This window comes from Pedobacter sp. B4419, from assembly GCF_059693725.1.
Genome location: NZ_JCASSL010000002.1, coordinates 664,412 through 677,392, shown reverse-complemented (window position 1 = coordinate 677,392; position 12,981 = coordinate 664,412). Strand labels below are relative to the sequence as shown.

Annotated in this window: 10 protein-coding genes; 6 read left to right on the top strand and 4 right to left on the bottom strand. The window is 42.4% G+C overall.

Annotated features, from left to right (window positions below; translation table 11 throughout):
- Positions 1-3 precede the first annotated feature (3 nt).
- Positions 4-876, top strand: a complete 873-nt coding sequence (locus AC570H_RS14515) for an FKBP-type peptidyl-prolyl cis-trans isomerase (protein ID WP_497356028.1) — start codon at positions 4-6, stop codon at positions 874-876.
- 15 nt (positions 877-891) lie between these two features.
- On the opposite strand, the gene AC570H_RS14510 is transcribed toward AC570H_RS14515, so the two are convergent.
- A complete protein-coding gene (locus AC570H_RS14510) occupies positions 892-2,217 on the bottom strand; it encodes a cryptochrome/photolyase family protein (protein WP_497356026.1) in 1,326 nt (441 codons plus the stop codon).
- 5 nt (positions 2,218-2,222) lie between these two features.
- Positions 2,223-3,131 carry a TIGR01777 family oxidoreductase gene (locus AC570H_RS14505; protein WP_497356024.1) on the bottom strand — a complete coding sequence of 303 codons (909 nt, stop codon included), beginning with the start codon at positions 3,129-3,131 and terminating at the stop codon, positions 2,223-2,225.
- 282 nt (positions 3,132-3,413) lie between these two features.
- Here AC570H_RS14505 and AC570H_RS14500 point away from each other — a divergent pair, with 282 nt between their 5' ends.
- The 4 genes from AC570H_RS14500 (at position 3,414) to AC570H_RS14485 (ending at position 9,922) form a co-directional block, all read left to right on the top strand.
- Entirely contained in the window at positions 3,414-4,700 is a 1,287-nt protein-coding gene (locus AC570H_RS14500) for a DASH family cryptochrome (RefSeq protein WP_497356022.1), read from the top strand.
- Positions 4,701-4,911: 211 nt separating this feature from the next.
- Complete coding sequence (locus AC570H_RS14495; RefSeq protein ID WP_497356020.1) at positions 4,912-7,707, top strand: 2-oxoglutarate dehydrogenase E1 component; 2,796 nt, start codon at positions 4,912-4,914, stop codon at positions 7,705-7,707.
- A gap of 137 nt (positions 7,708-7,844) precedes the next feature.
- A complete protein-coding gene (gene odhB / locus AC570H_RS14490; RefSeq protein WP_497356018.1) occupies positions 7,845-9,083 on the top strand; it encodes a 2-oxoglutarate dehydrogenase complex dihydrolipoyllysine-residue succinyltransferase in 1,239 nt (412 codons plus the stop codon).
- Between the two features lie 128 nt (positions 9,084-9,211).
- Positions 9,212-9,922, top strand: coding sequence for a DUF2490 domain-containing protein (locus AC570H_RS14485; RefSeq protein ID WP_497356016.1), 711 nt, complete (start codon positions 9,212-9,214; stop codon positions 9,920-9,922).
- Between the two features lie 269 nt (positions 9,923-10,191).
- Here the strand turns inward: AC570H_RS14485 and map are convergent, their stop codons facing one another.
- A complete protein-coding gene (gene map, locus AC570H_RS14480; protein WP_497356014.1) occupies positions 10,192-10,956 on the bottom strand; it encodes a type I methionyl aminopeptidase in 765 nt (254 codons plus the stop codon).
- A 208-nt stretch (positions 10,957-11,164) separates the two neighbouring features.
- Between map and AC570H_RS14475 the strand changes: the two genes are divergently transcribed.
- Positions 11,165-12,070 carry a hypothetical protein gene (locus AC570H_RS14475; protein ID WP_497356012.1) on the top strand — a complete coding sequence of 302 codons (906 nt, stop codon included), beginning with the start codon at positions 11,165-11,167 and terminating at the stop codon, positions 12,068-12,070.
- Between the two features lie 80 nt (positions 12,071-12,150).
- On the opposite strand, the gene AC570H_RS14470 is transcribed toward AC570H_RS14475, so the two are convergent.
- A complete protein-coding gene (locus tag AC570H_RS14470) occupies positions 12,151-12,891 on the bottom strand; it encodes a head GIN domain-containing protein (protein ID WP_497356010.1) in 741 nt (246 codons plus the stop codon).
- Between the last annotated feature and the right edge of the window lie 90 nt (positions 12,892-12,981).

Sequence of the window (12,981 nt, the reverse complement as noted above, 5' to 3'; positions counted from 1 at the left end):
CTCATGCGTAAAAAACTTATCTTTCCGGCAATTGCTCTATTAGGCTTGTTGCTGTTGTTCAATTCTTGTAAAAAAGAATACGAAACTATCCAAAGCATTGATGATGCCAAGATCCAAGCCTATATCAAACAGAACAACCTGACCATGACGAAAGATCCGTCTGGATTTTACTATCAGGTTCTTGACCAAGGTACGGGCGGAGTATTGTTAAATAAAGATTCTGTTTTTTATAACCTGAACCTGAAATCTTTAAATGGAACAAATTATTATTCTACTGCGTCTTATGCCATAGAAGGCACTTATTTGGGATACATGAGCCCAGAAGCTTATAGAATAGCCCTAAAAGGTGTAAATAGGGGCGGAAAGGTAAGGATTATCTTGCCTTCTTACCTAGCCTATGGCAAAAATGGAACGGCAGTAGTGCCTGCCAATGAGGTAATCATGTCTGAGATTACAGTATCTCCTTTGGCAACTCAATGGGAAATTGATGACAAGGCTATCAATGATTTTGTAACTACAAATAGTATCGCAGCTGTTAAGCAGCCTTCGAGGGTTTATGTACTGTTGCGTACACCAGGTACAGGAACTACGGTTAGTGGCATCACTTCAACAGTTACGGTTAACTACACCGGAAAGCTCTTGAACGGTACCGTATTTGATCAGAATAATGGTTTGGCTTCAAGACTTGATGGATTGATCGTGGGATGGAGAAAAACGCTAGTAGGTTTAAACCAAGGTGCCAGGTTGAGGTTCTTTGTGCCATCTGATTTGGCTTACGGAACAACCGGAAGCAGAAGCCAGCTTACTGGCGAATACATTGTGCCACCAAACTCGCCATTAGATTTCGAAATAGAAATTACAGCCGTAACAAATTAATATAGAAGCCAGTTTTTAACTGGCTTTTTCATTTAATGCAGCTTTGTAAGCTTTAAGTACGCGATCTCTTGCAAACTCATGCGCTACTATTGGCACTGGAAATAAAGCCTCTTTGTATTCGGGTGCCCATTTATAAACATATTCCATTTTGGGGTCGAACTTCTTCAATTGCAGTTCGGGATTGAAAACCCTGAAATAAGGAGCCGCATCATTGCCCGAACCACAGGCCCATTGCCAGCCACCTACATTGCTCGCCTGTTCGTAGTCTAGGAGTTTCTCGGCAAAATAAGTTTCGCCCCAACGCCAGTCGATCAATAAATGCTTACACAGGAAGCTGGCCACCACCATCCTTACCCGATTGTGCATAAAACCGGTTTGGTTCAGTTGCCTCATGCCAGCATCTACTAATGGATAGCCAGTTTTGCCCTCGCACCAAGCCGTAAATTCATCTTCGTTATTGCGCCATTTGATAGTATCGTAGGCAGGTTTAAAAGCATGGTTGATAGTTTGTGGAAAATGCCATAAAATCATCATATAAAATTCGCGCCAAGCCAGCTCAGATAGCCATTTATTTGCTTTTTGAGCCAATGCTTCACCCGCAACAGCCCTAATGCTCAATGTGCCAAAGCGCAAGTGCAAGCCTATGTGTGTAGTTGCATCTAGCGCCGGAAAATCTCTTTTTTCATCGTATTGACTTAGCTTCTTTTCAAATTGTAGAGTGGGAAAGCTTTTGTTGCTTGCTTCAAAACCGAGTTCCTCAAGACTGGGAAAGGGCAAAGGGACTGTTTTGATCAGGTTTTTAAAATATTTTTCGGTTGGATAGGGTTTGATGTAAAAATCGTCAAGCTTTTGCAACCATTGCTTGTAGTAGGGCGTAAATACGGTATAAGGCTTCCCATCGGCCTTAACTACCTCCGATTTTTCGAAAACAACCTGATCCTTAAAGCTGAAAAAGCCAATTCCTTCGCTGTTAAGGTACTCGGCCAAGGCTCCATCACGCCGAGTTGCATAAGGCTCATAATCGGTATTGGTATAAACCGCCTTTATATTGTACTCTTTTAAGATTTTCGGCCAGGCCTTTTCCACTTCCTCATGTTTAACCAATAGTGCCGTGCCTTTTTGCTCGAGCTCATCTTTTAACTGGCGCAAGGTTTGGTGGATGAAATCTACCCTGGCATCAGCTTTATTGTTGAGCTTAGCTAAAATGTTTTGATCAAAAATAAAAAGACACAATACCTGATAACCGCTTTTTAGGGCATGATATAAAGCCGCATTGTCTTTTAAGCGCAGGTCTCTTCTCAGCCAGCAAATGCTGATTTCGGTTGGATTAGTGGATTGCATATTATTTAAGAGGCATAGATTGATTGGAGTGCGCTATCGAGGCTTAGGTAAGAGAACTTATAGCCTGCATCCAGTATTTTTTGTGATGAGGTATTGCTGCTCATTAAGGGCATGACGCTCATTTCGCCCAATGCCATTTTTAAGACAAAACTTGGTACATGGATAGGCCAAACAGGTCTGCCCAGTTGCTTTGCGATGCTTTTGGTAAATAGTTTATTGGTTACGGGCACTGGTGAACAGCCATTGTAAGCGCCCACCATTTCGCTGTCGTTTACGGCTTTGGCAAATATGTTTACCATATCATCGAGGTGTATCCAGGGCATCCATTGCTTGCCGCTGCCTAAAGGGGCGCCAACAAAATATTTAATGGGTTTTTCCATGGCAGCCAAGGCACCGTCTTCTTTGCTTAAAATGAGGCCAACCCTAATTTTAACTACACGAATACCCAAAGCAATGCCTTCGTTTACCGCTTCTTCCCAAAGCACGCAACAGTCTGCCAGAAAACCTTGGCCGGGTTCGCTGTTTTCGGTTAAGATTTCATCGCCTCTATCGCCGTAATAGCCAATGGCAGAAGCAGAAATAAAGCTATTCACCGGTGCTTTTGTGGCTTGGATAGTTTGGTAAAGTAAATGGGTAGATTGTACCCTGCTGTCTATCACTTCCTGTTTATGTTGGGCGGTCCATTTTTTATCGGCTATGGCTTCTCCGGCCAAGTGTACAACGGTATCAATGCCATCAAAAGCACGAGAATCAATGGTTTTTTGCTTTACATCCCAAAGGTAAACAGTGGCTCCTTCAATTGTGCTTTGCTTTCTCGACAGTACCACCACGCGATGGCCTTGCTGTACCAACGTTGGAACAAGCTTTTGGCCCACTAAACCAGTAGCACCAGTAATTAAAATGTTCTTTGCCATACTTTAAAAACCCCTTTGTTGCGCATTTGTTTTGTAGGCACCAAGATAGCAATATTTGATGTCGCTGGAGGATGAGTCATTAGTTTATCGGCTGATTAGTTATTGGTGGGATTGTTACATTGCTCCATTGTTAAAAGGGCAACTGAAAATTGCTAACCGAAATTCAGATTAAGGCCTTTTAACTTCAAGCAGAGTGTTACCGCTATGTAAAAAAGAAGATGTTAAACCCTGTAATTGCGATAAAATGTGCAATTTGCACCTCGATATAAAATGGCTACGGATATGAGCAAAAAGATTTTGGTTTGGTTTAGGAACGATCTTCGCATGCATGACAACGAAATGCTAGTAGAAGCCATCGCCAAATCGGACGAAATTTTGCCCGTATACTGTTTTGATCCCCGCCATTTTGAACCTACCCGCTACCATAGTATTAAAACAGGTGCCGTTCGTGCTCGTTTCCTATTAGAAAGTGTACAGGCCTTGCGTCGGTCTTTTCAGCAATTTGGTGGCGATATCCTGATTTTACAAGGGAAACCCGAAGAATTGTTGCCTCAATTGGTAAGCGAACATGACATTGCCGAAGTTTATCACCACAGAGAAGTAGCCAGTGAAGAAACTGCGGTTTCAGTAGCCGTTGAAGACCTTTTGTGGAAATTGCGCGTAAACTTGAAGCACTTTATCGGGCATACGCTTTACAACAAGGAAGACCTGCCTTTTCCAATCAAGGACATTCCTGATGTTTTTACGCAGTTTAAGAAGAAAACAGAGCGCGATGCCATTGTAAAACCTTGTTTTACTACACCAGAAAGCATTGCTTTTGCACAATTGGAAAACTGGGGCGAAATGCCTTCACTGAACGATTTGGTTGTGCATGAAGAACTGCAGGATCTGTCATCGGTTGCCGATTTTAAGGGTGGCGAAGAAGAAGCATTTAAACATCTATACGATTTTCTGCATACTGGTGAAGACATGGCCTTGGCCAATGCATCGCTCAAAAAGAGCGAAGTGGTTTCTAAACTTTCGCCTTGGCTGGCCTTGGGCTGTTTATCGCCACGCGAGGTATATTGGAAAATGAAAGAGGCCGAAGCTAATTATGGCCTCAAGCCTTATTTTAATCAGATTGTACTTGGCTTGTTGTGGCGCGATTATTACCGCTTCATGTTTAAGAAATATGGCAACACTTTCTTTAAACCAGAAGGTTTTAATAAAGATGCAAAAGTAATTTCCCTGTCTGATAGTGAGTTGTTGCATTCTTGGAAGACGGGAAATACCGGCCAGCCCTTGGTTGATGCCATTATGCAGGAGCTGAACCAGACTGGCTACATCAACAATGCATCGAGGTTACTGGTGGCAACCTACCTGGTTTACGAACTGAAGGTGAATTGGGTAATGGGAGCGGCCTATTTAGAAGAAAAGCTGATTGATTATTGTCCGGCTAGCAATTGGGGCAATTGGGCAAATCTGGCTGGAGTGGGCAACGATCAACGTTTAACCAGTGGCTTTGATTTTGAGAAGCAGCTAAAGGCTTTCGATCCCAAAGGGGCTTATGTACAGGCGGTTAGAGCTTAATCAAATTGTGCTTTTTTAAAAGCTTCTTAAATCTAACGGAATAGTTTTTTTGCCTTAGCTGATAGGCTATCAACCCCGATCAATTGAAATAATTGCCACTTCGTGTACCTAATGTTTTTTTTACCGTGGCAAGTTCATTTTATTGTGAAGTTTATTGCCATTTTATAAGGTAAAATCCTAATTTTGCAATACTTATCGTAACAAATACACAATGGATAATCTATCTTATCTTAATGGCGCCAATGCCGAATATGTCGAGTCTTTATATCAGAGCTATATAGCAGACCCGAATTCGGTAGAATTTGGCTGGCAGAAATTTTTTGAGGGCTTTGATTTTGGAAGGGGCGCAGGAGCCACCAATGTAAGTGCCGAAACTCCCGAACATTTTTTAAAAGAGATCAACGTTTTAAACCTGATTAACGGCTATCGTCAGCGTGGGCACCTGTTCACTAAGACCAATCCGGTAAGAGAAAGGCGCAAGCATTTGCCAACTTTGGCCATCGAAAACTTTGGCCTGGTGCAAGCTGATCTGGATACTGTTTTTAACTCGAGCATCGAGCTGGGCATCGGTCCGGCTAAGCTGAGCGATATCGTTGCCTTTTTAGAGCAAACTTATTGCCGTTCAATTGGTGCAGAGTACAAATATGTGCGTACACCAGAAATCTTGAAGTGGATAGAAACCAAGATGGAAACCGAGCGCAATACGCCAAAGCTTTCTAACGACGAGAAAAAGCGCGTACTGAAAAAATTAAATGAAGCCGTTATTTTCGAGAACTTTTTAGGTACCAAATTCTTGGGCCAAAAACGTTTTTCGTTAGAAGGTGCCGAATCGCTAATTCCGGCTTTAGACTCTGTAATTGAAAAAGGTGCCGATTTGGGCATTGAAGAATTTGTAATTGGTATGGCACACCGCGGTCGTTTGAACGTGTTGGCCAATATCATGCAAAAAACCTATAAAGATATTTTTGCCGAATTTGAAGGCAAGGGCTATAGCGCAGAATCGCCGTTTGGTGGTGACGTAAAATACCACTTGGGCTATTCGACCGATGTAAACACGAACAATGGCAAAAGCGTTCACTTGAGCTTGTGTCCTAATCCATCACACTTGGAAACTGTAAACGGTGTGGTAGAAGGGATGTCGCGTTCTAAAATCGATTTCAAATACGGTGGCGACAATAGCCGTTTGGCTCCGATATTGATCCATGGCGATGCTTCGGTTGCCGGACAAGGCATTGTGTACGAAGTGATCCAAATGGCAGGCTTAGAAGGTTACAAAACCGGCGGTACCATCCACTTGGTAATCAATAACCAAATCGGTTTCACCACCAATTATAAAGATGCCCGTTCAAGCACCTATTGTACAGATATTGCGAAAGTAACCTTATCGCCAGTGTTTCACGTTAATGGCGACGATGTTGAGGCTTTGGTTTATGCCATTAACCTGGCAATGGAATATCGTCAGAAATACAGAAACGATGTATTCATTGATATTTTATGCTATCGTCGTTTTGGACACAACGAGGCGGATGAGCCTAAATTCACACAGCCTTTGTTGTATAAAGCCATCGAAAACCACGCCAACCCACGCGATATCTATGTTGCCCAATTGATTAAAGAAGGCACATTGGAAGCAGGTGCAGCCAAAGAACTCGAAAAAGAGTTTAAAGGCATTTTGCAGGAGCGTCTGAACGAAGCCAAAGAAATCACCTCTACTTATCACGATGTGAAATTTGGTGGTGCCTGGGCTGATATGCGTTTGGCTACGGCTAAAGATTTTGATGTTTCCCCAGATACTTCGGTTAAGAAAAATACTTTGTTAGAAGTAGCCAAGAGGATTGCTACTTTACCAAAAGACAAAAAGTTCTTTAAAAAGATTGAAAAATTATTCGAAGAGCGTTTAAAAATGGCAACCACCACCCACGTTTTCGATTGGGCAATGGGCGAGCAATTGGCTTATGGTACTTTATTGGCCGAAGGCAAAAGAGTTCGTTTAAGTGGGCAAGATGTGAAGAGGGGAACTTTCTCTCACCGTCATGCGGTATTAACCTTAGAGGATTCGGAAGAAGAATATACACCATTGGCAAACATCTCTGAGCACCAGGCTCAATTTGATATTTATAATTCTCACTTGTCTGAATATGGCGTATTGGGTTTTGAATATGGCTATGCCATGGCTAACCCTAATGCATTAACCATTTGGGAAGCACAATTTGGCGATTTCTTTAACGGTGCGCAGATTGTGGTTGATCAATATATTGCAAGTGCCGAAACCAAATGGCAACGGGAAAACGGTTTGGTCATGTTGTTGCCACACGGTTATGAAGGCCAAGGTCCGGAGCACTCTTCAGCACGTATCGAGCGTTTTATGGAGCTTTGTGCCGATTACAACATGCAGGTAACCAACTGTACTACACCCGCTAATTTCTTCCATGCCTTGCGCCGTCAGTTTAAACGCGATTTCCGTAAGCCTTTGGTGGTATTTAGTCCGAAGAGTTTATTGCGTCATCCACTTTGTGTAAGCCCATTGGCCGATTTTACCAATGGCAAGTTCAAAGAGGTAATTGACGATGAAAACGTGAAGCCTGCAAATGTTAAACGTGTGATTTTCTGTAGCGGCAAAATCTATTACGATTTATTCGAAGCCCAAAAAGCCAACCAAAAAGGCGATGTAGCTTTGGTACGTGTAGAACAATTGTATCCAACTCCGGTTGAGCAGATGGAAGCCGTTTGCAAACGTTATAAAAATGCGAAAGATGTATTCTGGGTACAAGAAGAACCAGAAAACATGGGCGCATGGCCATATTTGTTGCGCAGGTTGCGTAAAACCGCTTTGAGCCATATTGATGTGATTTCTAGAAAAGAAAGCAGCAGTACAGCTACGGGTTATGCCAAGCAACATGCCAACCAGCAAGCCTACATCGTTTCTACTACGTTTGATGTTCCAGTAACAGAAAAGGTGAAAGAAATCGTAGCCAAGGCTTCAAAAAAATTAGTAAATATAGACTAGCGCTTAGCGACCTGCGTTTAGCGTTTACACAACGTCCGACGCTGATCGCCAAACGCCAAACAAAAAATATAAATAAATTAACGATTAGCGCTTAGCACCATAAACGCCATCCGCCAATCGCCAAACAAAAAAATATCATGGGTTTAGAAATCAAAGTTCCGCCGGTAGGCGAGTCGATTACAGAAGTAGTTTTATCACGTTGGGTTAAAAACGATGGTGATGTTGTTGAAATGGACGAAATCATTGCAGAGTTAGAATCAGATAAGGCCACATTTGAGCTTACTGCCGAAAAAGCAGGAACTTTAAAAATCATAGCTAATGAAGGTGATACCTTGCCAATTGGAGCAGTAGTTTGCTCGATTGAAGAAGGTGGCGCTGCTCCGGCAGAAAAACCAGCTCCAGCAGCAAGCGAAGAGCCAAAGGCCGAAGCTCCGGTAGCGGATAAAGTGAGCGCGCCGGTGGCCGAGAAATCAGGCGAGAGCTATGCTACAGGAACACCATCTCCTGCTGCAGGTAAAATTTTGGCCGAAAAAGGCGTTGATCCTGCATCGGTTAAAGGTACTGGCGTTGATGGTCGTATTACCAAAGACGATGCGAACAAGGCTGAAGCCGGCAAGAAAGCAGAAGCGCCTAAAGCGGCTCCTGCACAAGCAGCTACGCCACAAGTTGCGGGTGCAAGAAACGAGCGCAGAGAGAAAATGTCGCCATTGCGCAAAACTGTAGCTAAACGTTTGGTTGCTGTGAAAAACGAAACGGCTATGTTAACTACCTTTAACGAGGTAAACATGAAGCCGATCATGGATTTAAGAGCTAAATACAAAGACCAGTTTAAAGAAAAACATGGTGTTGGTTTAGGTTTCATGAGCTTCTTTACCAAGGCGGTTTGCGAGGCTGCCAAAGATTTCCCTGCAGTAAATGCACGCATCGAAGGCGAGGAAATCGTGTACAACGATTTTGTTGATGTTTCGATCGCGGTATCAGCGCCAAAAGGTTTGGTAGTGCCGATTATCAGAAATGCAGACAGTTTGAGCTTGGCTCAAATCGAGAAAACTGTAATCGAGTTGGCTACCAAAGCAAGAGACAGCAAATTGAGCATCGAAGAAATGACTGGCGGTACTTTTACCATTACCAACGGCGGTGTTTTCGGTTCAATGATGTCTACACCAATCATCAACGCGCCACAATCGGCAATTTTAGGTATGCACAATATCATTGAGCGTCCTATTGCAGAAAACAAAGAAGTGGTGATCCGTCCGATGATGTATGTAGCGCTTTCTTACGACCACAGAATTATCGATGGACGTGAGTCGGTAGGTTTCTTGGTGCGCGTTAAACAACTGTTAGAGGATCCAGCAAGATTATTATTAGGCGTATAGCCGATCTATAAGTTTTAATAAGCCTTAATGCCTTGCATTAGGGCTTTTTTATGAAATCCAGCAGGGTTTGCCGAGCTCAATAAGGGGGGCAAAGCAAACAATTTTTTACACCGGAAAACAAACAACCAATGAAAAAAACATTTTACATTGCCTTATTCCTTTTTTTAAGCATCAACCAATTGTCGGCGCAAACCGTTCAGCAAAATACAGGTTGGTTTGCCTTATTCAACACCACTAAATTTAACAGCAAATGGGGTTTGGCACTCGATATCCAGGTTCGCTCTGCCGATGATTGGGCATACGTGAGAAATACCTTATTCAGACCTGGCCTTACCTATTACATTAACGATAGAAACAATGTAACGGCCGGCTATGCACTCATTACCACTGATAATCAATTCTCTCCAATCCCAAATAAGCAAACCCTATTGGAACACCGGATTTGGGAGCAATACATCTTTACCCATAAAATCAGTTCTGTGTTTGTCATGCATCGCTTTAGGTTAGAGCAACGCTTTATCGAAACCAATGGAACAGACGATACCTTTTCCCAGCGTTTTCGCTATTTCTTTAGGCTGATCCAGCCTCTGCAAAAGCAACAAGATGGTTTTACCAAAGGACCTTTTGTAGCTTTGCAGAATGAGGTTTTTCTTAACCTTCAGAACAAAGGCAAACTTAACGGTAGCTTTTTTGATCAAAACCGTGCTTATTTAGCGGTTGGTTATCGTTTCTCTAAGAAATTTGATGCAGAAGTAGGTTATTTAAACCAAACCCAAAAGGCACTAAACAATACCGTAATGAATAATGTGGTACAGTTGGCGCTCTATACGAGATTCTAGGATTGCGATAAGAAAGTGGTTTAGGCGATAGCCCTACAATCCATTTGTTTACGCAAGAACCGACCTTGTCCAGCGCGGAAGGCAGGAATTGGCCCAAGCAATTGCATTGTAGCGCTGGGCGCAGTCGGCAACTTTTGGTCCTTTTGTTTGCACAAAAGGACTAGGCCGAGCCGGCCATGAGGCGATGAAAAAATATGATATTGTCTTTTCGACCCTCTTTGATTCTCCTGCCAGTGGGAGACACAAGATGCATCAATTTATGTTGGCAACTAATTCCAAATCCCGTTCATCTCTGTGAGGATGATCGGCGCAGAATCGGTAATCATGATGGTATGTTCATGCTGCGCAACAAATCCTCCCTTATTGCCTACCAAAGTCCAGCCATCAGGTAAGGTATTGGCCAAGGTAGATTTTGTAGAGATGAAGGTTTCAACCGCAACTATGCTGTTTTTCTTGAAGCGATTGAGGTTATAACGATCCCTAAAATTGGCAATCTCGCTGGGCGATTCATGCAGGCTTCGGCCGATGCCATGACCAGTTAGGTTTTTAATCACGGTATAGCCCGATTTTCTGGCTTCATTTTCTATCAGAAAACCAAGATCGGCAATTTTTAAACCACCTTTAATATTGGCAATCGCCTTGCTTAAGATCTGCTTAGAGGCATTTACCAAATGCTGATGGCCATGAATGTCTTGGCCTAATACAAAAGAGCCACCGTTGTCTGACCAAAAGCCATCCAGTTCTGCCGAAACATCGATGTTAATCAAATCTCCTTCTTGCAAAACCTTGTTTTGACTTGGAATGCCATGGGCAATTTCATTGTTCACACTGATGCAGGTAAAACCTGGAAAGCCGTAGGTAAGGAATGGAGCTGATTTAGCACCCATTTTTTGCAGGATATTGCCTCCAAATTGATCAAGGTGCAAAGTGCTCATGCCTGGTTTGGCATGCTCACGCATTTCTTTTAGGGTAAGTGCCACAGCTTCACTTACTTTTTTCATCCCTAATAATTCGTCATCAGTGGTTATTGACATGGCCTAGTACATAATGGTGTACACAAATTTAAGTTAATGGGCTAAATAAAAGCGTTAAAAATGGTTAAAAATCAAAAGATGACCAGCAATAGACCTTAGAGCTGTAGGTTTTACCATCAGAATGTAAAAATCATTTATTGGGCTTACTCAACAAGGTTTTTTGCTTTTTGCTTTCTGTATTTTTGACCACACACTAATTAGTGCTGCGATGGCACTGCACACAATGAAACGAATCCCCATCTTATTAATCACTCTATTTTTCGGACGAAAAGTAAGTGCCCAAGAAATTAACCCTCAACCCGAGCCAACTGCTAAAATTGGTAAAAGTATATTTGCTAACGAAATCAAAAGGAATTTTTCCCGTAAAGGAAACTGGTTTTTCCATTGGGGCTATAATTTTTCCTGGTATGATAAAAGTGATATCAATTTTAGAGGACCCGGCTATAACTTTACCTTAAAGGATGTAGTAGCGCATGATAGGCCGAAGCGCTTGTCTCTAGAATACCTCGATCCAACTTTGATTACCACGCCACAATTTAACTTCCGCTTTGGCTATTTTATCAAAGATAATTATAGCATTTCGATAGGTTGGGACCATATGAAATATGTAATGGACATTCCACAGACTGTAAATGTTGACGGTTATATCAATTCTAGTATTTCAAGTCCGGCAATTCCGACAGGCAATTATGCAGGTACCTACAACAACACGCCATTAAATGTAAAAAGCGATATGTTGACCTTTGAACATACCGATGGTTTTAACTATATCAGTACAGAGGTAGAGCGTTACGACGATCTTTGGGTAGCCCCATCGAGGGAAACATCCTTAACTTTTGAAACAGGTTTAGGCGTAGGCTTAATGATACCAAGAACCGACGTACGCTTATTTGGCGTGGGCAAAAACAACTTTTGGAACATTGCCGGTTATGGCATTTCGGCAAAGGCAGGGATCAAGTTTTACATTACCAAAGGCTTTTACCTCCAGAATACTACCAAAGTTGGCTTCACCGATCTTTCACGTATCCATACCACGGGAAGAAACGACTTAGACAAGGCTAGCCAAACCATTAGGTATGCTGAAAACCTCACCGTATTAGGTTATCAGTTTTAATGATAGCAGCACGCATAAAAAAGCTCCTCTCGAAATTTATTCGCGAGGAGCTTTTGCTTTTGTTGTGTGTTAAAAGCGTCTTATATTTTTCTTACTCTTCCAGAGCCCGATACTCTTTTCTGTACCGATGGATCGCCAGAATAGTTTACGCTACCCGAACCGCTGATTACGGCGTTGATCTCTTTTTCGGCATTTACATTAATATTGCCCGAACCGCTAATGGTGGTAGACAAAGTGCCTACGGAAAAACCTTTTCTGCTAAATGAGCCCGAGCCACTTACTACAATGCTGGCATCATCTGCACTGCCAGTAAAATTAAGTGCACCCGAACCACTGATTACCCCACTAAAATTGGTAACATCGGCACTGGCACTAATACTGCCCGAGCCACTTAGAACAGCAGATAGCGAACCGCCTTTGATATTGCCATTAACGCTCATTTTGCCTGAACCGCTCATGACAAGGTTTTTGATGGTTTTGGCACGGATATAGGCTACGATTTTTTTGTTTTCGTATTTTTTGCTCCAGCTTGTCCAGCTGATTTCTGGTCTGATGGTTAGGGTATTATTCTTTACTTCGACAACCAAAGAAGAAATAGCTTCGGCATCGCCTTCAAACCTGATTCCTTCGCTATCGCCTAATTGGATTATTACATCAATAGGGCCGCCTGCGGCAACGCCGTTATAATTTTTTACTTCCTGATTTTGTTTTTTGCCTTTGTAAGAACCAATATTGATTGGATATGCAGTTGCTAAAACTGGCTGTAAACTTAAGCTGGCCAATACCAGGACAAAGCTTAATGAGAATAATAATTTTTTCATCGATTTAATAAATTTGTTTTTTAAATAATGAAACTGACTTTTGGCGGTTTCATGGTCTATAAATTTGTTTTTTGGAAGTTCATTCCCTAG